Source organism: Thermococcus cleftensis, from assembly GCF_000265525.1.
Lineage (GTDB): Archaea > Methanobacteriota_B > Thermococci > Thermococcales > Thermococcaceae > Thermococcus > Thermococcus cleftensis.
This window is the reverse complement of the sequence record NC_018015.1, coordinates 1878223-1901789: the sequence shown is the minus strand read 5'-3', so window position 1 is coordinate 1901789 and position 23567 is coordinate 1878223. Positions and strand designations below refer to the sequence as shown.

Sequence of the window (23567 nt, the reverse complement as noted above, 5' to 3'; positions counted from 1 at the left end):
ATGCGGAGGAAAGGGCTAAAACCTTGAGAACCAAGGCACCGCTGGTGGGAGCGATGGAACCCGTGATATACCCGTTGACTCCAGAGAAAGCCCTGAGCATTCTTGACGTCATAGAGGACTACGGCGTCGTGAGTGTAGACGTTGACAACGCCGCTTCCCTTCTCGATGATATGTTGGAGTCTAACGCCAAAAAGCTCCAATACGCGCGCAGAATTCTAGGCGAGGGAAACGTTGATAAGGCCGTTTTAGTTGTACGGGATAACGCGGGAATTCTGGTCATCAAAATGGAGAACGTCGTTGAGATGAGGGTTGTGGTTAGAGATTATCGCCGGCTGATTGAGGACCTTTCACTGAACGCGGGGTGATTTCATGGAGCTGATAAAGCAGGGGGCCGAGGCCAAGATATACCTGGCTGGATTCGGAGAGTACTTTGGAGCCGAGCTCATTCCAGGTGAGATGGTCATCGTCAAGCACAGGATTCCGAAGCGCTACCGGATAAGGGAGATAGACGAGAAGCTGAGGAAGGAGAGGACGGTGAGAGAAGCCAGGGTTCTCCACCGCGCCAAGGACTTCGGCGTGAACTGCCCCCACGTTTACGAGGTCAATCTGAGGGACATGGTAATCGCAATGGAGTACATCGACGGGAAGAGACTGAAGGAGCACCTCGAAGAGGTTCCCATGGAGGAGAGGCTCTCCCTCTGCCGCGAAATCGGGAGGCAGATTGGAAGGCTCCACGAGGCGGGGATAGTCCACGGTGACCTAACGACGAGCAACATGATACTCCGCGGAGGAAGGATTTACCTGATAGACTTCGGCCTGGCCGACTTCGACCCCACCCTGGAGGCCCAGGGCGTCGATCTGCATCTCCTCAAGAGGGCCATGGAGAGCACGCACTACACCTGGTTCGAGGAGGGGTTTGAGGCGGTTCTGGAGGGTTATGCTGAGATCAGGGGCAGGGAGAAGGCAGAGGAAGTCAAAGCCAAGATAGAAGAGATCGAGAGCCGCGGCAGGTACAGGGAGAGGAGCTGGGTCGGGTAAGTTCAATATATCAAGCCAAAAAGGAAGAGCGGAATCCTGCCGTTTCCGGTCAGCAGTCCGTCCACGGCTATGTAATCCGGCCTCTGATATCTCCTCTTCTTCTCACCACCAACTTCTATTATCCAGTCTCCAACTTTAAAGTCCGCGGTTTTTTCACCCCGCTTTCCCTTTAGGTAGCACGGCTGGGAGATCCACCTCACGTGGTTCACGAAGAACTCCTCCCTCAAGGCACCCAGGTGAATGCTGAAGCCCTTTTTGGCAAAGAACATTCTGAGTGGAACTGTAAGGTAGAGCTTTGGCTCCTTTCTTACGCTACCGCAGGGCTGGAGGGTGTATAGCAAACCTGCCTTGGAGAGGTCCTCAACGAGCCTTATGGCCATGTTCTTTGAGACGCCCAGCCCCTTGGCTATTGAGGAATAATTCACCTCAAAGGGAGCAGATTTAGCCACGAGATAGAGCAGGCGGTATGCATCTGTCTCGTACTTCACGCTGATTTCCCTCAGCGCGGATAGGTCCTCGAGTATAACCTTTCTGATGGAGTTTTCGAGGGCATCGTAGAACCCGCTCTCCGGGTAGAGGACACCACCCCTCTCCATGTACTCCGTCCAGAGGGCGTGAAGTTCCATGTACATCTCTGTCATGTCAAACGGTCTGGAAATCACTTCTTCCATTGAGTGGACGGGGATATCCATACCCTTTCGAATGTTCAGCCACTCCCTAAACGATGCCGGCGGCAGTTCCTTCAGCACGACCCTACGGGACAGGTCCGCTCCGGAGTGAAGGATATCAACGGCAGATGACCCTGAAAAGAATATCCTGACTTCATGCTCGTCGTACAGAGTTTTTACGTCTTCCGCCCAATCGGGTTTTCTATGGATTTCGTCTATGAAGACGTTCCTGTATCCGAGGCTGGAGAGAGCCTTGACAACCTCGTAGAGGGAGAAGGGCTTTATAAGTGTGGAATCCGCAGAGAAATATATGCTCTTCTCCGTTTCCATGGCAAGCTGGAGCATTAGAACCGTTTTGCCAACGCCCCGAAGTCCCTTGATGCCGACGTAGTATTCCTCGTCTATCCTTTTTAGTTCCGGGTAAAGAAAGCGCTTCTTTGGAAATTTTTTCGCCCACGCCATCAACCGCCGGCTCGTTGCTACCAGGGAAGTTAATATTCTGTCCTCCATGATATCCCCTGCGCGTCGTTTCTTTATAAACCTTGTCCCCACGTGAGGACGATATGCGTGCATTCCGTCACCGCGCAGGGACGAGTGCAGAACTCACTCCTGCCTGAAAGCCCGTAGAACCCTCTCGAAAATCTCCCTTTCCTTCCCGCGCTTTTTCCTCGCGAGGCTCTCAACTATTAGCTCCGGCGTGCTCCTGCCGAGCTTTCCAAAGACCGGCTGCCTGTCGACGATGAGGTTGAGCCTCTCGTCCAAACCCCTCGCCTCTATCCCATCGACCCTCGCGAAGGGGAGCTCTTTCCTGAGGTCCTCGCCGAGGTGCGACACTATGACGACGTGGAAGCCCTTCTCGTGGGCTATTTTGAGGAGTTCGCCGATTATCTTGACAGCGGCACCCGGCTCGGTTATGGCCTCGAACTCGTCGATGAGTATCAGTTTTTTCCCTTCGCTTTTCAGGGCACGGACGAAGGAGCGTAAGGCAGTCTCAAACGCCCCGGCACCGTAGGCGCTCCTCTTCCGCCTGAAGAAGAAGAGCTCATCGAGGGGCTCGACCCAGGCCCTCTCAGCAGGAACCGGGAGCCCCATGTGGAACAGAACTTCAATCTGGGTGATAAGCTCCAGAAGACTCGTCTTACCGCCGCTGTTGGCACCGGTGAGGATCACGATTCCCTCGTCGCGGACGTTCTCCGAGCCGGGCACGCTGAAACCCTCAGGCCTCTTCCCGACGACGTAGCTGACCGGCTGAGGGTTCTCGATGAAGAGGTGCCGGCCGTTGATGAAGGCCAATCCCCCCTCCCACGGTTCCGGGAAGGTGAATCCAGCGGTGAACTCCTTCACGGCCAGCAGGAAGTCCAGCTCGTGAACCCGCTCCAGCTCCTCCCTGAGTCTCGGTAGCAGGGGCCTAATCTCCTCAAGGACCTCCCTGCTCCTGAGGTAAAGCTCGACCTTGAGCTCCCTCTCCAGCTCCTCACGGAGCATCTCGACCCTCTCAGGGGGGACGGTTACCGGATAAAGCTCCTCGCGGGAGAAGAGCTCCACCGTGATACCGAGACTCTCACTGAGTTCTTTCTCGGCCTCGTTTATCAGATCGAGAATCTCGCCCTCGACCTCTCCGAAGTGGCGGAATATGGTCTCGTAGTTCCCGGCCTTCAACTGGCTGAGGAACTCGAGCAACTCCTTCCCGCTCAAGGTGAGGCTGAACTTCTCCAGCTTCTCCTCAATCTGCTCGTTCAGCTCGAGCTCCCTCTCGGCTATTAGCTCCTCAAGGCTATCGAGGAGCTTTCGCCTTTCCATGACTTCGCCAAGTTTCCTCAGTGCCTCAAGAATCCGGGGGGCGACGCTCTTCCGGCCGGTCAGTTCGCCTATCTCGGCCAGCGCTTCGAGAGTCTCCCTGTTCTCCCAGAGGGGCATGATGTACAGCTCCGGGGCTATCTGGGAGGGGACGAGCTCGACGTCAATGCCATAGCCTAATGTGCTGAGGACTATCGGGTAGCCCTCCGAATCCTCAGGGTTCGCGGAGACCTCGCAGAGACCGAGTTCCCGGGCACTCTCAATCTCCTCCTCATCGACTATTAGAATCCTGTCGTGGAGGTAGTCGCGGCGGAACTTGATGGGCTTAATCCTCTTCAGGTGCCCCCTCAGTTCGGAGCCAACCCTGGGGAGGTTCTCGCGGAGATAAGCCTGCCTCTTGAGAATCTCGTCTAGGCTTGAGACCGGCTCAAAATCATCGAGGATTGGGGAGCTCCCAGAAAGGACTAGCCGTTTCTTTATCTCCTCGCGGATTGAGCGGTATATCGCCTTAGCCTCGGGGTTGAGCTTGAGCGCCATCGCTTAAGTGAAGGCGGACCCGCTAAAAAAGTTACCTCAAAGAAAAACGTTTATAAGTGTTTAGCTCAATACTATCTATCGGGGTAAGGCGGTGTTCTTCGAGAGGCTCCTAGACCCCTGTTGCCGCGTCAAGGTGCTTGACCTCAGCAAGTTCGAGAGGGAGAGGATCATCGAGGGATTCCGAAGGAAGGGCTTCCACGTGTCGGAGCTATCAGAGGACGTGGACAGGGAGCTTGCCGTTGAGTCCTTTCTCGCGTCCAGCTACGGAGAGAACGTCTACGTCCTGAAGTTCGGAAGGAGAACGTACGTCGCGAGGGGAGAAAAAAAGGGCAATCGGACGGGGCTGGCAGAGTGGAAACCTCTACCTTATCCGGGACGAGAACGGGCTTAAGCGCTTTCTCCTTAGGGAGGTCTCCCGGAAATCAATGGTCATAATGGAGATACCCCGCATCATAATCTGGGGAGCTGTGTGGTGGCTCGTCTGGAGTTACTTTAGGGAATATCCGCTCGGGACGTTCCTGCTGTTATTCCTCGGGTTTCCCCTCGAAGGTGTGGTAAAGCTGATTCAGTATTTCGTGCTGGACTACTGCTCGAACTGACCCTTGACCTTTTCCACAACGCGGATATCCTCTATCCTCGTAAACGGGTACTGGCCGTTCTCGTCCTTCTCGACAGCCTTCACCATGTCCCAGATGGTTAGGAGCGCAACGGTGACGCCGGTCAGAGCCTCCATCTCGACGCCCGTCTTGTACGTCGCGCGGACCTCGCAGGTGGCTTCTATGTAGTCCTCGCCGAACTCGAAGGTTATGTCAACCCCTGTTAGAGGTATGGGGTGGCAGAGGGGGATCAGCTCGGGGGTTTTCTTAACCGCCAGTATTCCCGCTATCTGCGCGGTGGCTATGACGTTCCCTTTCTTCGTCTTCCCTGCCCTTATCAGCCCTATTGTCTCCGGTCTGAGTCTTATCCTTCCCCTAGCGACCGCCTTCCTGAAGACCTCCTTCTTATGGCCGACTTCAACCATTTTGACGCCCTTCTCGTCCACGTGAGTCAGCTCACCCATTCCTATCCCTCCACTATGGCTGGGGCAGTAAAGTTTAAAACCCTGACCCCCAACTACACTCGAAATTAGCAGGATTTTACTTTCATCAGGGGTGCCTTATATGCCCACTAGCGCGATACTGGTGGAGAACCTCAGAAAGTCGTACGGAAACTTCCGGGCCGTCGATGGGCTGAGCTTCGAGGTTCTCGAGGGTGAGGTCTTCGGATTCCTCGGGCCCAACGGCGCCGGGAAGACCACCACCATACTCAGCATGCTCGGCATAATAATCCCCGACTCCGGCAGAGTGGAGATACTCGGGAGGGATCTCTTAAAGGACCCCCTGGGAATAAAAGAGCGCATCGGCTATCTGCCAGAGAACGCCACCGTCTACGGCGAGCTGACGGCATGGAAGAACCTCGAGTTCTTCGCGAACTTCTACCGCCTCAGCAACGCGGAGAAGGAGAAGAGAATAACCGAGCTACTCAAGATGGTCGGCCTCTGGGAGGTTCGCTACAGAAAGGCCAAGACCTTCTCGAAGGGAATGAAGCAGAGGCTTTTAATAGCCCAGACCCTCATCAACGACCCAGAACTGCTTATCTTGGACGAGCCGACGAGCGGTCTGGATCCAGAGGGGGCAATACTCGTCAAGAACATAATAAGGGAGTACAAGCGGGAAGGCAGGACGGTCTTCTTCTCCAGCCACGTTCTCAGCGAAGTGGAGGAGCTGAGCGACAGGGTGGGTATCATCGTTCGTGGAAGGCTCAAGGCCATTGGGCCAGTTTCGGAGATAAAGAAGCGCTTTATGGAGCTCGAAGGGTACGAGATAAAGATAGAAACCAAGGAGCCCCTTCCCGAACTGGAGCACGATTCAATAACCCGCGTGGAGCGCCTCGCACCCAACAGGGCCATCATCTTCGCGCGAACCGATGTTAGGGAATGGCTGTCAAGGCACCTCTCGTCAAGGGGCGTTACGATACTCAGCCTCGAGATGGAGGAGCCAAGCCTGGAGGACGTCTTCCTGAAGGCTATTTACAGGAGGGAGGAGGAGTGAAGAGGATTATCCCGGTTGTTCTTGCGCTTATGGTTCTGATCTCCCCAGCGCTGGCACAGCCCTACGTCACCGTTTTCGAGGGCAGACTCTCGCCAGACCAGGCGCTTGAGGTGGGAAACCACACCCTCACTGTCGTTCAGGCGGCAGATGGGAGCTACTACCTCATGCTCCGCAACGGGAGCAGGATAGTGGAGCTCAAGCCCTTCGCCTTCGGAACGGAGATAGAGCGCGACGGTCTAAGGGTCATACTGGGCAGCTACACCGCAGAGGGCGGGTTTGTGGTCGTCTCGGTGAAGCCCGACTTCGTGACGGCCCTGGAGCCGGAGGCCGGGGCTAGGGCAACTTTCAACGGCAACGTAGTTGAGGTAACCGCAGTTGGGGAAAGAACCGTGGACGTCTCGGTCAATGGCGTCTCCAGAACTCTGGAAATCAACGGCACCGCCGTCGTGGATTTAATAGCCCTCGAGTACGATGGAAAGGAGATTAAAGTCTACGCCGCGCAGCCGGCCTCAGAAGCCATCGCACCTGCGTACTCCCTCTTCTACCCGTACCAGAAGGTCAGAACCACCGGTCCCGTGGACGTCCCGATAACCATAACCAGCTCCTCTATCTCCGACGTGACGCTGCCTCTAAAGGTTCTCTCGATTCCAGATGGCTGGAAGGCGGGCTTTCTGTACGGCGGGATAGAGGTGAAGGAGATAACCCTCCCTGCTGGTGGATCAATAACGGTCACCCTCCACGTTGAACCATCGGGAAGCGGAACAATCACCTTCGCGGTTGGAAACGTCACCGGAAGCCTTGAAGTTGAGCTTTCGGGGGTGGAGGTTTCCCTCCCGTACACCGGGGTTGAGGCCGAGGCCGGGGAGAGTTTGACCGTTCCCCTAACCTTCACCGGCACCGGCACCGTGGAGTTCCGGCCCGGGGAGCTGGAGAGCGGCTGGAGCCTCTATCTCACCGACGGCCAGTACAGGCTCAGGAGCTTCGAGGTGGCGGGAAGCTTCACCGCTAGCCTCGTGGTGGAGATCCCGAGGAACGCGACCCTCGGAAACCACAGGGTGGAGTTCTTCATCAACGGAAAAAAGCACGGCCTTGATGTCTACGTCTACAAAACCTACCTTGGCCAGCCGGCCAGGCTGACCGTCCTCTTGGTGGACGACTCCGGCAACCCGCTGGAGGGCTGGGTCTCAATCGGGGGCAGGAACGTCACGGCCCCCGCTGGAAGGGGAGCCGTCTTCGAGCTGAAGCCCGGAACATACACCCTCACCGCAGGCGCGAATGGCTGCACTCCCGTGGAAGAGAGGATAAAGCTACTCGACGGCGAGGAGAAGAGCATCACCGTAACCCTGAACCGGGCCGATTACTACTTCGAGGCTGCCCTGGAGAGCGACGTTATAACCGCCGGACCGGGTTCTTCAGGGGACGTGGCAATCACCATCAGGAACCTCGGCTCCCGCGAGGACGAGTACGGGGTAAAGGTTACGGGCCTTCCCGACGGCTGGAGCTACGTTCTCAGCCAGGACCCGCAGGGGACGATCCCGGTTGGGAGTTTGAAAGCCCAGCCAGGCCAAAGCGTGAACGCGTACCTCGTCATAATACCGCCCTTCAACGTCGAGTCGGGGGAGCTGGAGGCGAAGGTCATCGTGTCTGGAAAGGGAACCAGCGTTGAACTCCCCCTGACGATCAGGGTCGAGAATCCTGCCACCCTGTCCCTCACCCCCGATTACCCCTCCCTGACGGTTAAGGCCGGCGGCTCCACCGCGACGACGATATGGGTGGACGCGTCCGGAACCGTCACCAACGTCAAGTTCTCGGTCCAGGCTCCAAACGGCTGGGAGGTTGAGGTGGTCCCGGACACGATTCCAAGGATCGGGGTTATGCAACAGGGCGGCAACGTCTGGGTCAGCGGGGGCCAGAGCGTTGAGTTACGGATAAGGGTTCCGAAATCCGCCCCTGCCGGGACGTACACCATCAGGGTCAGCGCCGCGGGTGACCAGGCGATGGCCGAGACCGTCGTCACCGTCAGGGTCACCCAAAGCTCAAGCAGTGCCTACATCGGCGTCCTGCTCCTCGTGGTCGCGTTCGGAATAGTGTTCTGGCTCATGAGGAGGGTCGGCAGGAGATGAACCCGGCCTGGAACATAGCCCTCAAGGAACTCTACACCGCCGTCAAGAGCAGGAGGTTCACGGTGATAGTGGCTACCTACCTAGTCATCTTCGGCCTCGCCGTCTACGGGACCAAGGATTACCTGGTCCAACTGGGGGTTCCGACCGTCGAGAGCAACAGCTTCACCGTCTGGGGGGTCACGGGGGAGATATACACGACCCCCCTGGCCGTGCTCTTTACAGTGAACATGATGATAATCACCGTCCTCGGCGCGGTTCTGGGGGCGGCCCTCGGGGCAGACGCGGTGAACAGGGAAATCGAGAGCGGCACGATGAAGGTCCTCCTCGGCCACCCGGTTTACAGGGACGAGGTCATAAACGGCAAGTTCCTCGGAATGGCGACACTGGTGGCTGTAACGAACCTGGTGGCTTACGTGGCCATGGTGGCGGTAATGCTGATGCTAGGCCTCCCACTGGACGCAGATTCCCTGGTCAGGGGCTTTGCGGCCATGGCGGTCACCATACTCTACACCCTCGTCTTCCTCTCGGTGGGCCTACTCCTCTCCACCCTCTCCAAGAAGCCCGAAACCTCAATGCTGGCCGCGGTGGGGCTGGCGATATTCCTTACGGTCTTTTACGGGATAGTGGCCGGTGTAGTCGCGCAGAGAATAGTCGGCCCCGAACCTCCCTGGGGCACTACCGCTCACCAGCTCTGGCAGGAAGAGCTGGAGGTCTGGACGAGCAGGCTACACGCGATAAACCCAGCACACCACTACGTCCAGCTCGTCCAGTACATCTTCGGGGGCGACAGGTTCGTGAACTACTACATACCGATGAGCGACGTCCTGCTCTACGGCTTCAACAGCCTGGCGATGCTCTTGGTTATGCTCCTCCTTCCCTTTGCCATCGCCTACGCCAGGTTCCTGACCGGTGACCTCAACTGAACCGTTTTATATTTTTATGCATGCTGAAAAAAGAGAGCGGGCATCAGCCCTTGGCGACGCCCATCGGGCGCATTCTCGCGACGAGCTTTGCTATTCCAGCCTGGTGGACCACATTGACGACGTTGTCCACGCTCTTGTAAGCACCGGGAGCCTCCTCGGCGACGACCCTGAGCGATGCAGCTCTGACGTAGATTCCCCGCCTTGCGAGCTCGCTCTTCAGCCTGTCTCCGCGGTACTGCCTGGTTGCGGCCTTCCTGCTGAGCAGCCTGCCGGCGCCGTGGCAGGAGCTTCCGAAGGTCTCCCTCATCGAACCCTCAGCTCCGGCCAGGACGTAGCTTGCAGTCCCCATCGAGCCAGGAATCAGAACCGGCTGTCCGACGTCGCGGTAGGCCCTCGGCACGTCGGGGTGGCCGGCCGGGAAGGCCCTCGTCGCTCCCTTCCTGTGGACGACGACTTTTACCCTCTTTCCGTCGACCTCGTGCTCCTCGACCTTGGCTATGTTGTGGGCCACATCGTAGACGATGCTCATCTCCATGTCCTCCGCTTTCCTCTTGAAGACCTCCTCGAAGCTCTCCCTGACCCAGTGGGTTATCATCTGCCTGTTGGCCCACGCGAAGTTGGCAGCGGCCTTCATCGCGCTGAAATAGCGCTGCCCCTCCTCGGTCTGGAAGGGAACGCTGACGAGCTCGCGGTCGGGCCATGGAACCCCGTACTTCCTGTTGGCCTTCTCCATTATCCTGAGGTAGTCGCTCGCCACCTGGTGGCCGAGGCCCCTGCTCCCGGTGTGAACCATTACCACGACCTGCCCCTCGAAGAGACCGTAGGCCTTCGCTATCTCCTCGTCGAAGATTTTGTCAACCACCTGAACCTCCAGGAAGTGGTTCCCCGAGCCGAGGGAACCGAGCTGTGGCGCTCCGCGCTGCTTTGCCTTCTGACTTACAGCGTTTGGGTCTGCACCCTCCATTCTGCCGCCTTCTTCCAGGTGCTCCAAGTCCTCCTTCCAGCCGTAGCCGTTGTCGACGGCCCACTTGGCACCGTCCGCCAAGACGTCATCGAGCTGGGTCCAGTGGAGCCTCACGCGTCCCTTGCTCCCAAGCCCGCTCGGCACGTTCTTGAAGAGCGTGTCTACGAGCTCCTTGATGCGGGGCCTTACTTCCTTCTCGGTGAGGTTGGTCCTGATTAAGCGGACGCCGCAGTTGTGAACCACGACGCCGTTGGCTATGAAGTTGTGGGCGTCGTGGTAAACGCCGATGTCGTAGAACCTGTCGTAGCCCGGCCTGACCCGTTCAACTTTGACGACTCTCTCCGCGACGAAGCCGCCCTCGTAGCCCCTCTCCCTCGCGAACTCCTCGAAGGTCGGGAAGTCCTTAGGAACGCGGGGCTCCTTTTCGCCCTCGTAGATGGCCCTCTCCACGAAGCGCCTGTTTACCACGTCCTTGACGGCCTCGTAGGCCTTTGAGACGCTTCCGGTCTCCCTGTAAACCTTTCTTGCCGTCTCGCCAGCTTTTCTCCTCTCCTCCTTAATGTGCTCCTTGAACTTCAGGTAAGCGTAAGCCACGAGCCCTTTTGCCTTCTTCTCGGGGTCGTACTCGTAGTTTATCCTTCCAAGGAAGTTCCTGATGCTCTCCTCCCCGACGAGGGCGAGCCTGTAGGTAACGCCCTTCCTCGACTTCACCGGGTAAACAGTTGTCTTAACGCCGAACTCGGCGAGAATGCCGGCTATCTCTTCCATGAACTCCCTGAGGTTCTCCTCAAGCTCCCGGGCCTTCGACTGGGTGAGGTTTATTGGCAGGGGCGTGTTGCCCTTGAACTCCACGACGCTTCCGTCCGAGGCAAAGAGGCCGGCGAGGAAGTTCCTCTTGACCCAGAGCGGGGCTTCCTTGATCCACCCTGGAACGGAGTAGGCAGTTTCAGCCTTCCTTCCTCTCGGCATTCCGAGCCTCTCCATGAGGAGGGCAAAGCTCCTCGACGTCACCCTGAGCTCCGCGGAAACACTCCTCCCCTCGTACTTCCCGCTCACCGTCTCGATGCGGTAGTCCCTCTCGCGAACGTGGAGGTTGGCGTTGATGCCGAGCCTCTCAAGGTCCTTCTTGAGCTCCCTGAGGGTTTCCTCCTTCCCGTAGAAGCTCAGGTAGAGCCTGCCGTCCATCTCGCCGAGGTGGCCGTCGCCGAAGGCGAAGCCGAGTATTCTCGCGAGGGTTCCGATCTTCGGGTCCTCCCAGCGGAGCGGTAGGAGGTTTCTCTCCTTCAGGAACCTGATCGTCTGCGCGTCCGCGCCCTCAAGGTCACCCTCATCGAGGATTACCCCACTTTTCTCCTCGAACTCAACGCCCTCGAAGGGATAAACGAGAACCTCGTCGCCCTCCCTGATGTTCCCGAGGTAGACGTAGCCCTCCGGGGTGAGAACCGGGTGGTCCTCGCTCCCCTCTATAACCCTCCCGGATTCTGTCACTATCCTGACGGCCAGTTCGTTCTTCTCAACTTCCCTCTCCGCCACGAAGGCAACGCCGGAGAAGTCATTGTGGCCCTCGTCTATGTCGTACACCCTGACCGCCTGGAGCTTGAACTTTTCGGGCATCTCCTCTACCCTAATCCAGTAACCGTGCTCAGTCAGCACCTTTGAGCCAGGGGCAAGGCAGTTGATGTCGTATCCGACTCCTCCGGGGCTTATCACGCCCTCTTTCACGTCAAAAGCCGCAACTCCGCCAATCGGGAAGCCGTAGCCCTGGTGGCCGTCGGGCATGACGATGGAGTACTTGTAGATGCCGGGGAGCATGGCAACGTTGGCCGCCTGCTCGAGGGTTCTGTCGCCGCGCATCTTCTCGATGAGCTGGTCGTCAGCGTAAACCCTTCCCGGAACTCTCATGCGCCTGTCGAACTTGGGAATCTCCCAGCGAATCTTGTCTATCCTCTTCAACGGGACCATCTTCCCACCCCCACCTTAGGTGGCCCTAAGATTTATTTTAAGCTTTCGAGGGACGGAGTTGTTACTCGAGCCTCAGCCTCCTCTCCCCCGGCACGTAGTTTATCAGCCTCCCCTCCTTGGCCTTGGCGGAGCCTAGGTAGTAGAAGCGCCACCTGACGATGACCCAGCCGTGAAGGTCTTTGTCATCAATCTCGACGCTCTCACCGGCCAGGTAGCGCTTGGCCCTCTCATCGTCCAGCTCGACGACGTTCTTCGTCGCCTTTGGCCCGACGAGAAAGGCCCCCTCGATGCTGAGCCTTATCCCGTCGCTTTCTATCCTGCCGAAGTACACCCCGTTCCTGTCCGGCCCGCTGACGTCGAGGGCACAGGGCTTCCAGGCGTAGACCTTGTGATAGCGTCCCCTGATCTCGTACTCGAGGTCCGGGGCGTGGCCGTAACCTTCGATGAGAAGCCTCCTGACGAGTTCGGCATCGCTCACCTTACCAACCTCGTCCCTCGGGCTGCTCATTCCACATCACCCGGTTTAACGATTTTGGCTATGAAAAACGCCTCCGTGTCGTTGTCGTTCGGGTGTATTCTGAGGGCTTTCTTCAGCTCTTCTGAATAGACCCTCCCTTCCCACTCGAGAACCGGCTCGCTCGTCTTAACTGGAAGCTTTATCGGCTCGAGCATCGCGTCCGTCTTCCTGAGGAGGTAATCGACGACCTCCTCGTTCTCGACCGGGTCTATAGTGCAGGTTGAGTAGACGAGCGTTCCGCCGGGCTTCAACGCCCTGTATGCGGCCAGGATAAGCCTCTTCTGAATGTTCATGTACTTGATGACGCCCCTGAGCCTCCACTCTTCCAGGAACCTCAGCCTCTTCCTTATCATTCCGATGGAGGAGCACGGCGCGTCGAGCAGAACCCTATCAAACGTGTTCTCGAAGCGGGCGAAGTAGGCGCCGTCCTTCGTGGTAACGCGAGTGTTGAGAACGCCCATCTTGTTCAAGTTGGCTATGAGGACGTTGGCCCTGCTTATCTTGGGGTCGTTGGCGATTATGCAACCCCTGTTCTCCATGTACTGGGCTATCTGGCCGGTTTTTGAGCCGGGTGCAGCGGCCATATCGAGGACCAGCTCGCCAGGTTTGGGTTCAAGCACCACCGGCGGAATCATCGAGCTGGCCTCCTGGCCGAAGATTAGGCCGAGACCGTGCTCCGGAACCTTTGCGAGGTTATCCACGTTTATGAAGAAGCCCTCCCTCACCCAGGGAATCGGTTCGAGCTCGAACTCCTCGCTCAGCCTCTCAACGACCACATCAAGCGGAGCCTTCAGCGTGTTCACCCTTATGCTCTGCCTCAGCGGTTTGACCAGGAACTCCCAGAACTCGTCGGTGTCCTCGAGCTTTGAGTAGCGCTCGTAGAACTTGGGGTTGGTTTCCCTAACCATTTCCCTCGCGCTCATCTGACCACCTCACAGGTCGGGAACGAACTGGACAAGCCACCGTCCGTCCGGCAGTTTTTCGATCTTCATGTCGTGGTAGGTTATTGCCTTCACCTCTTCCTTCGGCCCGTGCTTCTCGTAGTCCAGAACCTCACCGCAGGCCTTGGCCTTGAGTTTGTAACCCCCTTCGGTCTTCTCTATCTCGACCTTGACGTCGCCAAAGACGAGGCCCTCCATGTCGTGAAGAACCAGGAGCTCCTCGAGGAAGGAGTAGAGGAGCGCCTCCAGGTCCTCTTCCTCGACCTCAACCTCGCGGCACTCCCTAGGCTCGACCTTCCTAACATCTACCATTACATCGAAGAGGCCCAGCGCTACCGCCTCAAAGGCCTCCTCAAGGCTCCCCCCAAACCCTCGAACGCCTATGTCGGCGGTGTGCTCGTAGTGCTCCCATTTCCTCATTTCGCTCACCCCACGAGGAGTGTTGAGTTCAAACCCTCCTTAACCGCCGCTTCATGAAGCCTCCTATCTGCGGTGTAGAAGCTCTCAGCTCCCACGTACTTTGCGGACACTATCTGCAGGGCGTCGGCCTGGTACAGGTGATGCCTTTCAATCAACTCCCACGCATCGGCGAGGAGCAGGGAATGGACGGGAACGACCTCCAGGACACCTAACCTCGTGAACCGCTTTACCTCGGCCAGAAAGCCTTTTTTGAGGAAGTTGAAGTCTTCCTCACTGAGCTCTCCACGTCTGAGCTTTTTGTCGAACACACCGAGCACCTCCCCAACGTTCCAGATGCTGAAGGCCAGCTTCACCTCGCCCCTGTAGGCGTCCCTGAAGGCTTTCCTCACGACGTCGCTTCCCTCTTCGTTCAGGTACCTCTTCAGGATTGCGCTACTGTCCAAGTAAACGCTTTTCCCTGTCATCTCTCATCTCCCTCAGGAGCTTTTCACTGCTCTCTCCCCCCACGTTAAGGGGCTCGAACCACAGCGGAACCTCGGAGTCGTCGATGTCCCTCAGAACCTCGTTTATGAGGTAGTTCATCAGCGCCTCCTCCAGCAACTTGCTGATTTCGCTCCCCTCCCTGAGGGCCAGCTCCTTAAACTCCCTCCACAGCTCCTCATCGACGTAAACGCTCGTTTTGACCTTGCCCATGCCACCACCTGTAGGTAATTACCGACGTTGGCATATAACCCTATCGAAACCGTTAATTAGACCGCCGTCTAAATGGGGAGAGGTGGGGAGAATGAGAGAGGTAACACCAAGGCGTATAATCGAGATGAAGGGAAGGGAAAAGATAACGATGGTGACCGCTTACGATTACCCCTCGGCCCTCCTGGCAGACAGGGCCGGCATCGACATCATCTTCGTGGGTGATTCCCTCGGAATGGTCGTCTACGGGGAAGAAAACACCCTCAACGTCTCGATGGACCAGATGGTCTTTCACACGCGGGCCGTCTCCAGGGCGGTGAAGAGGGCGCTCGTTCTCGCTGACATGCCCTTCGGGAGCTACGAGATAGACACCGGCGAGGCCCTTAGAAACGCCCTTCGGCTTATCAGGGCGGGGGCAGATGCCGTCAAGATCGAGGGCGGAGCTGACCACGAGAAACTCGTCAGAAAGCTCGTGAGAATGGGAATCCCGGTGATGGGGCACACCGGCCTGACCCCTCAGCGCTACCTCCGCCTCGGTGGCTACAGGCTGATGGGCGAGACCGAGGAGGAGATAGAGGAGATCCTGCGCGATGCAAAGTCCCTGGAGCGTGCCGGTGCTTTTGCTGTGGTTCTGGAGTTCACACTGGCCGACGTCGCCAGGCTGGTGACCGAGGAGGTCTCGATACCGACGATAGGCATAGGCTCCGGCCCCTGGGTCGATGGCCAGGTTCTGGTGTGGCACGACCTCCTTGGAATCTATGAGGAGGTTCCCCCGTTCGTCAAGAAGTACGCGGACATAGGCGGCATGATAAGACTCGCTCTCGAGAACTACCGCGAGGAGGTAAAGAACGGCGCGTTCCCGGGAAAGGAGCACTACTGGGAGTTCCTCGACAAGGAGGACTTTGAGAGGAAGGCCCGCAAGGCCCTCGAAAAACTAGACGAGGCTGATTGAATGCTCGGTGGAAAGAGGATAAGCGTCGTGATTCCGGCCTACAACGAGGAGGAACGAATAGCCGGAGTGCTCGAGAGAATCCCGGAGTTCGTGGACGAGGTAATAGTTGTGGACGATGGCTCGAGCGACGGTACGTACCGGGTGGCGAAAAGGCTCTCCGAGATGGACGGGCGAATAAGGGCGGTGCGGCTGGAGAGAAATTGCGGCAAGGGCTGCGCGATGAAACGGGGTGTCGAGGAGAGCACGGGAGAGATAGTGGTGTTCATGGACGCCGACGGCCAGCACAAGCCGGAGGACATAGCCAGGCTCGTCGAGCCGATAGTGAAGGGCGAGGCCGACATGGTGATAGGCGCGAGGAAGGTCGAGGAGAGGGGAAAGAGACCTCTCCACAGGCGGCTGAGCAACATACTGACGACGAGGCTGATAAGACTCAAGCTCAGGAGGCACGTCTACGATACTCAGAGCGGGTTCAGGGCGTTCCGGAGGGAGTTCCTGCCGGAGATAGAGAGCAACCGCTACGAGGTCGAGACCGAGATGCTCCTGAAGGCGGCCAAGATGGGGGCAAGGATAGCGGAGGTGCCAGTGAGCATGATATACGACCCGAACAGGGAGGGGCGCTTCGGGCCGAAGGACGTTCTGCGGTTCATAAGGGCCTACCTCCGCTTCTAGCGCTCTCAACTTTTATCACTCCGAGGGTCCCGGCTGTTATGAGGACAAAGCCGACCAGGTGGTATACCGTCAGAGGCTCGCCAAGTAGAACACCTGCGGCCATTGCCACCGCCGGGGCGGGTGTTATTATCGCGGTGGCCTTCGACAGGTTGATGAGTTTTATGGCTCTGTACCACACCAGCTGACCGAAAGCTATCACCAGTCCCTCCACCACTATGAATGGAGAAGGCTCCATTCCCGTTGCAGCGGCCAAGGGGAGAAGAAGGAGGAATCCGAAGGTGTTTCGGAGCGCGGCGATGATGGTGGGACGGTAGGGCAGTCCTTTGGCCATGACATGACCCATCTGCCAGAAGAGGGGCACGAGCAGGAGAAGCGCGTCCCCTGGCATTGGCTGAACCGGGCGACCCTGAGTAATGACGAGACTCAGGCCGACCAAGAGAAAGAGGGCGTAGCCAATCAGGCGGGCTGTTATCCTCTCCCCTAGAAAGAGCCAGGAGAGGAGGAACGACCACAGCACCTCACTCCTGGTAAGGAGGGCCGCGTTTATGGCGGTGCTCATTCTCGCGCCGAAAGAGTAGGCAAGGTACGCGAGAGCGGTCCCAAAGAGGCCGACGAGAAATGCACGCTTTATTCCAGAGGGATCGTCCCTCAACTCCCGGATTCCGCCGTCCCAGAGGGCCGCGGTCCACAAAACGAGCGAGGCTATGAGGGCTGAGAGGGCGGCGAAGCCAACTGGATTGGTCGGGTTGGACTTTATGACAACGGGCTCGATGCCGTAGATGAAGGTCCCAATCAGTGCCAGCACCGTGCCCTCCAGCTCGCGCCGCATGTGCATAAATTAAAGCCCCAGCTTATAAAGTTCGTCGGGAGGCCTTCAAAACTTCACCTCGATTCACCACAACATCTTGGATTTCTTCCAGGCTTATACCTATGGATTAACTACTTATCAAAATGGCAAACGCTGGAAACTTCAGTAACAAGGGTGCCAAAAAATGGAACGTCTAGTCACAATGTTTAAATAGAATTCTGATAATACATATCAGGGGGAACAGATGCCGACGATAATGTTGAGACCCCCAACGCTGAGAAAGCTTGAAGCCCTTGGCTTTTCTGCCGTGATAGTGGTAATAATACTCCTGGGGACTGCGGTGTGGGGGGCCTCGTACAGGTTCCACGAGGATCTGACTCTCAACCCCGGGGAGTACTACGTTTACAAGATAAAAGGTCACTCGTGGAGCACGGTATACCTTTCGATAGAGTCCACCAAGCCGGTGACGGTGTGCATCACAGATGGAACCGGCATCGCCATGCTGAAATCGGGTGAGGGTTCTCTCTGCTTTCTCAAAGCGGAGAGAATAAGAAACCTCGAGAGACTCTGGAGGTTTCCGAAAAACGGCCCACTGTACCTAGTCCTGCTTCCCGACTCGGACGACGGGCCGGTAAGGGTGTCCCTCACGGTGGAGAGCGGGTTGGTGCCGTGGTAATGACGAAATCATGACGGGGGCTTGAGGAATACAACGATACCGGCGACAATACCGATTATCAGCAGGAGACCGGAGATAACCTTCGTACCCTCAACGAACCTGTCCACAGGGACTGTCCTGAGCTGAACGCCCCGATCGAATAAAATGCTCTCCAGCGTGAGGAGAAGGCACGAGGTTAGGACCCTAAAATCCCTCGTCCCCAGTAGAACCCCTGCGATGACATAAATCGTGCAAGCAAAGGCCACAGTGGAGAGCACTGGATCACGCCGGTGTCCGGTTTCGGGAAATATCGACATTCCCGCAAAGACGACCAGAGAAATCGCAACCACCACAAGGGCCCATATGCCGAGCAGGTTCGAGAAAAAGCCCGGGTCATCAACACCGTCCATCTTGGCGATTACAAAGGCCACGATGAAAGACGTTATGGGAAGAGCAGTCTCAGCGTACGTTTTGTGAACAATCTCGTCTAAAAGCCGCAGGTATTTTATCAACGACGCTTTTTCCTCGAATATAAGTACCACCCCCAGCATCAGAATCGGACTGGATAGAATTGTGGAGCCGGGACCGGGATTTGAACCCGGGACCTGCGGATTACGAGTCCGCCGCCCTGCCGAGCTAGGCTACCCCGGCACCGTTCTAAGGAACCGAACGGGGATTTATAAGCTTTTCTCAGGGGGCGGTGATGCCGCTGATCAGCTCGGCCCACCTGTCAGGATTCGCGGCCAGGATAAGGACTATCAGGGCGAGGAGGAAGTTAAAGACGGTCACCCGCTGGAGGGAGGAAACCTCCAGGCGGTATATCCAGTCCGAAAGCCGGGCGCTCCAGCCCCTGGAGATGCGAGAAACAAATATTCCAAGCGCAAAGCCCGATACAACGTCGTACACCCAGTGGTGGCCCAGGAAGATCGTGGCAAATGGAATGAGGGCGTTCACGAGGATTATGGCCCTCGCCCCGAGGCGCTTCCTGTACCTCCAGAGGGTGATTATGTTTATCATAATGAAGGTATTGTGAAGCGAGGGGAGGACGAACTCCTGTCTCGTGAGCAGGGTGTTTTCGGAGGTGTAGCCCGGTAGATCGTAAACTATGTGGGGGGCGTAGATGTGGAAGACTAGGTATATTGCTCCGGCCACGGCGTAGGCCATCAGGTACCTGGCCAGCAGCCTGTCGGAGGACTCAAGGTCCCGGAGGTACAGGAGGAGGTACGCCACTATCAGCGCTATCGAACCTGCGAAGCCAAGGTAGTAAACCAGAGTGAAGAGGCCGTAGAGCGGAGGAATGCTCTTCGTGAAGTTCACGAGCCCCACGACGAAGTCCCTGGAGGTGAGAGGAAGTCTGAGAAACTCCCGCGTAACGTCCACACTCCAGCGTCCGATGATGCCGTAGAGAACGCCGAAGGCTATCCAGCCGAAATAGCTCAGGAAGAAGGCGTTGAGCCTGACGAGCACTTCCGGATCCCTAAGGCGCTGCTGGAGCAGGTTCATGACTTCTACCTCCAGGTAGTCAGGTCTTTAATTCACAACTCTTGGACGAAGGGGATATGACTCCAAGCCTTAAAAACCTTACACCCAAATTCGCGATGGTGAAGAACATGGAGATACCAAACTTTGGCAACGTTGAGGTGCGGGCCGTTCTCTTTGACCTGAACGGGACCCTGGGCGAGAACGGGAGGATTGACGAAGAGGTCAGGCACCTCCTCGAGAGGCTGGCCGACCGCTACACGGTCGTCGTTCTCAGCGCCGACACGTTCGGAACGCTGGAGGAGGAGCTCAGGGGGCTCCCGGTGAGGATAGAGCGGGTTTCAAGCGGTGCCGAGAAGGCGGAGATAGCCCGGGGCTACGCCCCGTACGCGGCTGTGGGGAACGGAAACAACGACGTTGCCATGCTCGAGGGAGCTGAGCTGGCTTTCTGCGTGATTGGGCCGGAGGGAGCAACGATTGATGCCCTCCTCGCGAGCGACGTGGTGGTGAGGGACGTTAAGGACGCCATAGCCATGCTCCTCGACGAGAGGAAGCTGATAGCGACGCTCAGAGGGTGAATTATGGGATACAGAACGCTGAAGGGTATCGGAACGGCGGAGCTGGTGATCAAAAAGTCGGTCTTCATAGGCTACGCCTCGCCGGCGAAGACTGAGGAAAACGCCAGGGCGTTCATAGCGAAGATAAAGGCCCACCACAGCGATGCAACGCACAACGTCTCGGCATACCTCATAAACGATGGCAGAAACTTCGCGGTTCGCTACGATGACGACGGCGAGCCGAAGGGTTCGGCCGGAAAGCCCGTGCTCAAGGTGATTCAGAACAAGGGCCTGAGCAACGTTGTCGTCGTGGTCACGCGCTATTTCGGCGGGATAAAGCTCGGCTACGGCGGTCTAGTTAAGGCCTACAGTGATGCGGCAAGTTTAGCCATCGAAAATGCTGGAATCATCGAGATCTATGAGACGGAGCGCTTCCAGATCACCTTTCCCTACGGCCTCTTCCACACGGTCAGGGAAACGATCAAAAAGGCAGGAGGAAGGGTCGTCGGGGAGAACTACGACGAAGTGGTCACCTTCACCGTTGAAACGAGGAAGGGCGAGGCGGAGAAGCTGATGGAGCTTTTGAGGGAGCGGACGAGGGGAAGGGTTCGGCTGAGGAGGCTCTTCATGAGTCCCTTCGAGGGGAACCTTTAAATTTACATGACATGTAATTTACATGGGGTGTAAATTACATGGTATGTAAAAAGTTCTTCCGGACGCGACCGGTGATGGAGGAGGACTGCCTCTGGGGAGAGGGACATAAAAGGGCAGTGGAAGACGTTCTCAATGCGGTTCTCCGGGGCAATGCTGCAATACTTCTCGGACCGAGGAGGGTTGGAAAGACGAGCGTGGTTAGTGTGATGGCGGAAAAGCTGAAGAGGAAGCGCGGGCATCACTACATCTACTTCAACTTCTCCAGATTCCTGGGATCAAGGGCAATCTCAATATCGGATATAGAGCCAAAGAGAACGTCTTTGAAGATGATAACGGCTAGCAAGAGCTACACTGTATCGTTTAGAGGCATCAGCGTTGAGGTCAGGAAGACGAGCATCGAAGAGTTCAGCAAGGACTTTTCAACACTGGTCAGGGTTCTTTCCCAGAACTCCCGGCTGGGCGTCCTGATATTCGATGAGGCCCAGGTTCTTGCGAGGCTGAAAAACCTTGACTTCAGGGGACTTCTGCAGGAGATAACGGACAGCTACCCCAACATCTCCCTCGTCTTCACGGGCTCAATGCCCGGAATGTTGATTGAGTACCTGAACCCAGGCCCCTCAAAGCCCAATTTCATGCGCTCCGCTGAGGTGTTCACCCTGCCTAGATGGAACAGCGAGGAAGGGAAGGCCTACCTCATGGAGGGCTTCAGGAGCTACGGAATAAGGGTAACGAACGAACTGGAGCTGTCGAGGGCCGTCGAGGAGCTGGGGGGAGTTCCCGGCTTCATCTCCCACTACGGTCTCACCGTTGTGAATCTCGTGAGAAATGGAAAAGACCCGGAAGAGGCGCTTCCGATGGCCCTTGAGGAGAGCAGGAGGTACGCGCTCGATGAGTGGCGGAAGGACATAGAGGCATTTCTAAACGTCTACAACAGCGAGGTATACCTGGGTGTCCTTGAAGTGCTGGCCAAAGCATACCCCAGCGCCCTCAGGGGAGCCGAGGTTTACAGGAAGCTCCAATCCCTTGGCGTTGCCCCCACCAGGGTGCAGCACGTCTATAAATACCTTGAAACACTGGAGAAAGCGGGCTTCGTCCGCTCCGCGGAGAAGAGGTACTGGATTGAGGACCCACTTTTTCGTGAGGTCGTTGAGAAATTCAGTTCCCACTGAATTTTTCTCCTTCTGCTTTCAAAATCCTCTCCCACACCGTTACGGCCATCACCTGTCAAGGAACCCCACATAGAAGGCCTCCGGAAAAAAGAAAAAATCACCGGAGGAGCCTCGCGCGCTCCTCCTCCAGTTTCACGCGCTCGGCAAATATCCTGAGGAACTCCACCAGCACCTTCGCGTTCTCCTCGGTGTAGGGTAGCCTCAGGGAGACGCCGGGCAGGTGGAAGTGGGCGTGGTCATCGTAGAGCGTCAGCTCAACCTCGACCGTGCTCTCCGAATTCCCGAAGAGGTCCAGAATGGCCGTCCCCTCCTCATCGATGGCCACCTTGAACTTCCGGTACGTCCTCACTCCCGGCACCCTCTCACCTCCTCGCCGGGGTTCCTGAGGAGGGCCCTTATTTCCTCGGGCGTGAGGACGCGCTCAACGTACTTGGATATTACGTAGGTGAGGGCGAGAAGGTTGTCGCGGTTCAGCTTCGGCGACAGAAGGAGGGAGTAGTGGTTCGCGTCCCTTATTCTCACGGAGGCGCTACCGGCCTCAAAGGTCATCTCTATAACAGCATCGCCGTCCATGTCCTCAACCTCAAAAACGTAGTGCCAGAAATCCCTACCCCTCAAAAAACCACCTCCAGAACCCTTTATTTGAGCCGGTCTCACTGCCCTGCTAGAAGAGTCACTGTACGGGGCGAATCCTCAACGGAGGTTCTGAAACGCGGGAGATATGGTGAGTTCGGAGTTTATAAACTTTTCGGTCTACCACCAGGGCCTGAAGGGACCGTAGGTCTCCTCGCCGAGGAGGTGCCTCCTGAGCCTCCTCGCCTCCATCTCCATTATCGAGCGGTAGCTGACGCTCCTCTTCCAGGGTTTGTAGTAGACGGTCCTCCTCAGCGTCCCTGTCAGCGCCTTCAGGAGCTTCCTCCTGCCCGCCCGGGAGAGGTAAACGGCCTTCCCCTTCCTCGTGAAGTCGCCCTTTCCCCTCTCGCCCCACAGGGACTTAACCGTGGAGAAGACGAAGAGGGGTTTGAAAATATCGGCCAGGTCTAGCGGGAGGGAAAACCTCCTGTCATTCACCGCGTGGAGGTAACCTATCGCCGGGTCGAGGCCGACCTTCATGGCAGATGAGAGGGCCAGACCGTAGATGACGGCGTTGGCGTAGCTTATCATGGCGTTGAGCTCGTCCTCCGGGGGACGCCTCGTGCGCCTGAACTCGACCCCGAGGGCATCGCCGAAGTACCGGTAGAAGTGGTTCCAGAGCTCAGCTTCTTTCCCCATCAGCTCGTCCACGCTACCCCCATCAACCTTCACGGAGTTGAGCTTTACGGGGTTTACGCCCCAGCGCGAGAGGGTGAATGCCATCGCGTTCTGCATCCCCTGGACGATGGCCCGGGCTATGAAGAGCCTCTTTTCGGGATCGAGGTGGTGCTCCGCCTGGGCCAGGTGAAGCCTGCCCCTCGGGGACGCGTCGTTTATGAGAGAGCCCCTGTAATCGCCCCGCGTGGAGTAAAAGTGAACTGGAATCCTCCTCTCGCTCAGCAGCTCAACGGCCCCGCTCGTCAGGGAGACCCTCGCGAGGCAGTGAACCTCGCTCACCTGGGCGAGGGGTATGGTTCTCTTCTCAAGCCTGCCGACGAAGACGAGGGAACCGGACTGCCTCTCAAGCCTCCCGTGGTCGGTTATGAAGAGAGGATACTTCACAATGCTCCCCCCGCTGGCCTGAAGAAAGGTGCACAGCACGGGATAAAAACCTTGCGGCAAACATTATGTGGTTCTGAAACATCGTGTGAACTACGTGAGTCAAAGAGCCAAGCAAGTTTCCAAACATTATGTGGTTCTGAAACCGCCCGCATAGTCTCGACGAGAAACCTCGCGATGAACACCGGAAGCGCGGTGGGGTTTCTAAACATTATGTGGTTCTGAAACACGGGTCAATGTCGAAGGTTTTTCCGTCGGAAGT

28 protein-coding genes, 1 tRNA gene and 1 CRISPR repeat array (1 of these 30 running past the window's edge) are annotated in these 23567 nt (G+C 57.2%); of the genes, 13 read left to right on the top strand and 16 right to left on the bottom strand.

The window, feature by feature from the left end:
- Positions 1-53 precede the first annotated feature (53 nt).
- Complete coding sequence (locus tag CL1_RS10235; RefSeq protein ID WP_014789813.1) at positions 54-365, top strand: hypothetical protein; 312 nt, start codon at positions 54-56, stop codon at positions 363-365.
- A gap of 4 nt (positions 366-369) precedes the next feature.
- The gene (locus tag CL1_RS10230) at positions 370-1038 is read left to right on the top strand and encodes a Kae1-associated kinase Bud32 (protein ID WP_014789812.1); all 669 of its coding nucleotides are present in this window, start codon (positions 370-372) and stop codon (positions 1036-1038) included.
- A 2-nt stretch (positions 1039-1040) separates the two neighbouring features.
- On the opposite strand, the gene CL1_RS10225 is transcribed toward CL1_RS10230, so the two are convergent.
- Together CL1_RS10225 and CL1_RS10220 are read right to left on the bottom strand one after the other, a co-directional pair.
- Complete coding sequence (locus CL1_RS10225; protein ID WP_014789811.1) at positions 1041-2216, bottom strand: ATP-binding protein; 1176 nt, start codon at positions 2214-2216, stop codon at positions 1041-1043.
- 93 nt (positions 2217-2309) lie between these two features.
- Positions 2310-4040: a P-loop NTPase family protein gene (locus CL1_RS10220; protein ID WP_014789810.1), complete on the bottom strand. Its 1731-nt coding sequence runs from the start codon at positions 4038-4040 to the stop codon at positions 2310-2312.
- 91 nt (positions 4041-4131) lie between these two features.
- Here CL1_RS10220 and CL1_RS10215 point away from each other — a divergent pair, with 91 nt between their 5' ends.
- Both CL1_RS10215 and CL1_RS10800 read left to right on the top strand, forming a co-directional pair.
- Complete coding sequence (locus CL1_RS10215) at positions 4132-4431, top strand: hypothetical protein (RefSeq protein ID WP_014789809.1); 300 nt, start codon at positions 4132-4134, stop codon at positions 4429-4431.
- 34 nt (positions 4432-4465) lie between these two features.
- The gene (locus tag CL1_RS10800) at positions 4466-4639 is read left to right on the top strand and encodes a hypothetical protein (RefSeq protein ID WP_014789808.1); all 174 of its coding nucleotides are present in this window, start codon (positions 4466-4468) and stop codon (positions 4637-4639) included.
- Here the strand turns inward: CL1_RS10800 and moaC are convergent.
- A complete protein-coding gene (moaC, locus tag CL1_RS10210) occupies positions 4624-5100 on the bottom strand; it encodes a cyclic pyranopterin monophosphate synthase MoaC (RefSeq protein WP_014789807.1) in 477 nt (158 codons plus the stop codon). The genes CL1_RS10800 and moaC overlap by 16 nt on opposite strands.
- A 100-nt stretch (positions 5101-5200) precedes the next feature.
- Between moaC and CL1_RS10205 the strand changes: the two genes are divergently transcribed.
- Genes CL1_RS10205 through CL1_RS10195 form a run of 3 tightly spaced genes read left to right on the top strand, consistent with a single transcriptional unit; the run spans position 5201 to position 9176 of the window.
- Positions 5201-6130 (top strand): ABC transporter ATP-binding protein, encoded by a 930-nt coding sequence (locus tag CL1_RS10205; protein ID WP_014789806.1) that lies wholly within the window; start codon positions 5201-5203, stop codon positions 6128-6130.
- The gene (locus CL1_RS10200; protein WP_014789805.1) at positions 6127-8253 is read left to right on the top strand and encodes an NEW3 domain-containing protein; all 2127 of its coding nucleotides are present in this window, start codon (positions 6127-6129) and stop codon (positions 8251-8253) included. Before CL1_RS10205 ends, CL1_RS10200 begins: the two co-directional genes overlap by 4 nt.
- Positions 8250-9176 carry an ABC transporter permease gene (locus CL1_RS10195; protein ID WP_014789804.1) on the top strand — a complete coding sequence of 309 codons (927 nt, stop codon included), beginning with the start codon at positions 8250-8252 and terminating at the stop codon, positions 9174-9176. The genes CL1_RS10200 and CL1_RS10195 overlap by 4 nt, the downstream gene beginning before the upstream one ends.
- Positions 9177-9219: 43 nt before the next feature.
- On the opposite strand, the gene CL1_RS10190 is transcribed toward CL1_RS10195, so the two are convergent.
- From CL1_RS10190 to CL1_RS10165, 6 genes are all read right to left on the bottom strand, one after another.
- Positions 9220-12102 (bottom strand): intein-containing RctB family protein, encoded by a 2883-nt coding sequence (locus CL1_RS10190; RefSeq protein ID WP_014789803.1) that lies wholly within the window; start codon positions 12100-12102, stop codon positions 9220-9222.
- Positions 12103-12163: 61 nt separating this feature from the next.
- The gene (locus tag CL1_RS10185; protein WP_014789802.1) at positions 12164-12610 is read right to left on the bottom strand and encodes a methyltransferase RsmF C-terminal domain-like protein; all 447 of its coding nucleotides are present in this window, start codon (positions 12608-12610) and stop codon (positions 12164-12166) included.
- Positions 12607-13542, bottom strand: coding sequence for a tRNA (cytosine(49)-C(5))-methyltransferase (locus tag CL1_RS10180; RefSeq protein ID WP_014789801.1), 936 nt, complete (start codon positions 13540-13542; stop codon positions 12607-12609). Before CL1_RS10180 ends, CL1_RS10185 begins: the two co-directional genes overlap by 4 nt.
- Before the next feature lie 9 nt (positions 13543-13551).
- Positions 13552-13980 (bottom strand): archease, encoded by a 429-nt coding sequence (locus CL1_RS10175; protein WP_014789800.1) that lies wholly within the window; start codon positions 13978-13980, stop codon positions 13552-13554.
- A 5-nt stretch (positions 13981-13985) separates the two neighbouring features.
- On the bottom strand, positions 13986-14444 hold the full coding sequence (locus CL1_RS10170) for a type II toxin-antitoxin system VapC family toxin (protein WP_014789799.1): 459 nt from the start codon (positions 14442-14444) through the stop codon (positions 13986-13988).
- A complete protein-coding gene (locus CL1_RS10165; protein WP_014789798.1) occupies positions 14413-14673 on the bottom strand; it encodes a ribbon-helix-helix protein, CopG family in 261 nt (86 codons plus the stop codon). The genes CL1_RS10170 and CL1_RS10165 overlap by 32 nt, the downstream gene beginning before the upstream one ends.
- Before the next feature lie 91 nt (positions 14674-14764).
- Here CL1_RS10165 and panB point away from each other — a divergent pair, with 91 nt between their 5' ends.
- Positions 14765-15622 (top strand): 3-methyl-2-oxobutanoate hydroxymethyltransferase, encoded by an 858-nt coding sequence (panB, locus tag CL1_RS10160; protein WP_014789797.1) that lies wholly within the window; start codon positions 14765-14767, stop codon positions 15620-15622.
- Positions 15623-16291, top strand: coding sequence for a glycosyltransferase family 2 protein (locus tag CL1_RS10155; protein WP_014789796.1), 669 nt, complete (start codon positions 15623-15625; stop codon positions 16289-16291).
- Here the strand turns inward: CL1_RS10155 and CL1_RS10150 are convergent.
- Positions 16266-17120, bottom strand: coding sequence for a DMT family transporter (locus tag CL1_RS10150; protein WP_048152475.1), 855 nt, complete (start codon positions 17118-17120; stop codon positions 16266-16268). The genes CL1_RS10155 and CL1_RS10150 overlap by 26 nt on opposite strands.
- Before the next feature lie 223 nt (positions 17121-17343).
- On the opposite strand from CL1_RS10150, the gene CL1_RS10145 reads away from it, so the two are divergent.
- Positions 17344-17775: a hypothetical protein gene (locus tag CL1_RS10145; protein ID WP_014789794.1), complete on the top strand. Its 432-nt coding sequence runs from the start codon at positions 17344-17346 to the stop codon at positions 17773-17775.
- An 8-nt stretch (positions 17776-17783) separates the two neighbouring features.
- Here CL1_RS10145 and CL1_RS10140 read toward each other — a convergent pair whose 3' ends face one another.
- The 3 genes from CL1_RS10140 to CL1_RS10130 form a co-directional block, all read right to left on the bottom strand.
- Positions 17784-18296: a hypothetical protein gene (locus CL1_RS10140; protein ID WP_014789793.1), complete on the bottom strand. Its 513-nt coding sequence runs from the start codon at positions 18294-18296 to the stop codon at positions 17784-17786.
- A gap of 32 nt (positions 18297-18328) precedes the next feature.
- Positions 18329-18405: transfer RNA gene (locus CL1_RS10135), tRNA-Thr, on the bottom strand.
- Between the two features lie 39 nt (positions 18406-18444).
- Positions 18445-19257, bottom strand: coding sequence for a phosphatase PAP2 family protein (locus tag CL1_RS10130; protein WP_014789792.1), 813 nt, complete (start codon positions 19255-19257; stop codon positions 18445-18447).
- A gap of 107 nt (positions 19258-19364) precedes the next feature.
- On the opposite strand from CL1_RS10130, the gene CL1_RS10125 reads away from it, so the two are divergent.
- From CL1_RS10125 to CL1_RS10115, 3 genes are all read left to right on the top strand, one after another.
- The gene (locus CL1_RS10125; RefSeq protein ID WP_048152279.1) at positions 19365-19811 is read left to right on the top strand and encodes an HAD family hydrolase; all 447 of its coding nucleotides are present in this window, start codon (positions 19365-19367) and stop codon (positions 19809-19811) included.
- A gap of 3 nt (positions 19812-19814) precedes the next feature.
- Entirely contained in the window at positions 19815-20444 is a 630-nt protein-coding gene (locus CL1_RS10120) for a YigZ family protein (protein WP_014789790.1), read from the top strand.
- 74 nt (positions 20445-20518) lie between these two features.
- A complete protein-coding gene (locus CL1_RS10115) occupies positions 20519-21613 on the top strand; it encodes an AAA family ATPase (RefSeq protein ID WP_237266251.1) in 1095 nt (364 codons plus the stop codon).
- A gap of 97 nt (positions 21614-21710) precedes the next feature.
- On the opposite strand, the gene CL1_RS10110 is transcribed toward CL1_RS10115, so the two are convergent.
- From CL1_RS10110 to cas1, 3 genes are all read right to left on the bottom strand, one after another.
- Complete coding sequence (locus CL1_RS10110) at positions 21711-21962, bottom strand: hypothetical protein (protein WP_237266250.1); 252 nt, start codon at positions 21960-21962, stop codon at positions 21711-21713.
- Positions 21959-22231 (bottom strand): hypothetical protein, encoded by a 273-nt coding sequence (locus CL1_RS10105; RefSeq protein WP_014789787.1) that lies wholly within the window; start codon positions 22229-22231, stop codon positions 21959-21961. Before CL1_RS10105 ends, CL1_RS10110 begins: the two co-directional genes overlap by 4 nt.
- Positions 22232-22366: 135 nt before the next feature.
- The gene (gene cas1 / locus CL1_RS10100) at positions 22367-23308 is read right to left on the bottom strand and encodes a CRISPR-associated endonuclease Cas1 (protein ID WP_014789786.1); all 942 of its coding nucleotides are present in this window, start codon (positions 23306-23308) and stop codon (positions 22367-22369) included.
- 52 nt (positions 23309-23360) lie between these two features.
- Positions 23361-23567: direct repeats of the CRISPR family, unit length 28 nt; unit sequence GTTTCCAAACATTATGTGGTTCTGAAAC; it runs 952 nt beyond the window's last position.

Coding starts and splice junctions, on each gene's coding strand:
- CL1_RS10235 (WP_014789813.1), top strand. CDS start 54: ATGGAACCCGTGATATACCCGTTGACTCCAGAGAAAGCCCTGAGCATT.
- CL1_RS10230 (WP_014789812.1), top strand. CDS start 370: ATGGAGCTGATAAAGCAGGGGGCCGAGGCCAAGATATACCTGGCTGGA.
- CL1_RS10225 (WP_014789811.1), bottom strand. CDS start 2,216: ATGGAGGACAGAATATTAACTTCCCTGGTAGCAACGAGCCGGCGGTTG.
- CL1_RS10220 (WP_014789810.1), bottom strand. CDS start 4,040: ATGGCGCTCAAGCTCAACCCCGAGGCTAAGGCGATATACCGCTCAATC.
- CL1_RS10800 (WP_014789808.1), top strand. CDS start 4,466: ATGGTCATAATGGAGATACCCCGCATCATAATCTGGGGAGCTGTGTGG.
- moaC (WP_014789807.1), bottom strand. CDS start 5,100: ATGGGTGAGCTGACTCACGTGGACGAGAAGGGCGTCAAAATGGTTGAA.
- CL1_RS10205 (WP_014789806.1), top strand. CDS start 5,201: ATGCCCACTAGCGCGATACTGGTGGAGAACCTCAGAAAGTCGTACGGA.
- CL1_RS10195 (WP_014789804.1), top strand. CDS start 8,250: ATGAACCCGGCCTGGAACATAGCCCTCAAGGAACTCTACACCGCCGTC.
- CL1_RS10190 (WP_014789803.1), bottom strand. CDS start 12,102: ATGGTCCCGTTGAAGAGGATAGACAAGATTCGCTGGGAGATTCCCAAG.
- CL1_RS10185 (WP_014789802.1), bottom strand. CDS start 12,610: ATGAGCAGCCCGAGGGACGAGGTTGGTAAGGTGAGCGATGCCGAACTC.
- CL1_RS10180 (WP_014789801.1), bottom strand. CDS start 13,542: ATGAGCGCGAGGGAAATGGTTAGGGAAACCAACCCCAAGTTCTACGAG.
- CL1_RS10175 (WP_014789800.1), bottom strand. CDS start 13,980: ATGAGGAAATGGGAGCACTACGAGCACACCGCCGACATAGGCGTTCGA.
- CL1_RS10170 (WP_014789799.1), bottom strand. CDS start 14,444: ATGACAGGGAAAAGCGTTTACTTGGACAGTAGCGCAATCCTGAAGAGG.
- CL1_RS10165 (WP_014789798.1), bottom strand. CDS start 14,673: ATGGGCAAGGTCAAAACGAGCGTTTACGTCGATGAGGAGCTGTGGAGG.
- panB (WP_014789797.1), top strand. CDS start 14,765: ATGAGAGAGGTAACACCAAGGCGTATAATCGAGATGAAGGGAAGGGAA.
- CL1_RS10155 (WP_014789796.1), top strand. CDS start 15,623: ATGCTCGGTGGAAAGAGGATAAGCGTCGTGATTCCGGCCTACAACGAG.
- CL1_RS10150 (WP_048152475.1), bottom strand. CDS start 17,120: ATGCGGCGCGAGCTGGAGGGCACGGTGCTGGCACTGATTGGGACCTTC.
- CL1_RS10145 (WP_014789794.1), top strand. CDS start 17,344: ATGCCGACGATAATGTTGAGACCCCCAACGCTGAGAAAGCTTGAAGCC.
- CL1_RS10130 (WP_014789792.1), bottom strand. CDS start 19,257: ATGAACCTGCTCCAGCAGCGCCTTAGGGATCCGGAAGTGCTCGTCAGG.
- CL1_RS10125 (WP_048152279.1), top strand. CDS start 19,365: ATGGAGATACCAAACTTTGGCAACGTTGAGGTGCGGGCCGTTCTCTTT.
- CL1_RS10120 (WP_014789790.1), top strand. CDS start 19,815: ATGGGATACAGAACGCTGAAGGGTATCGGAACGGCGGAGCTGGTGATC.
- CL1_RS10115 (WP_237266251.1), top strand. CDS start 20,519: ATGGAGGAGGACTGCCTCTGGGGAGAGGGACATAAAAGGGCAGTGGAA.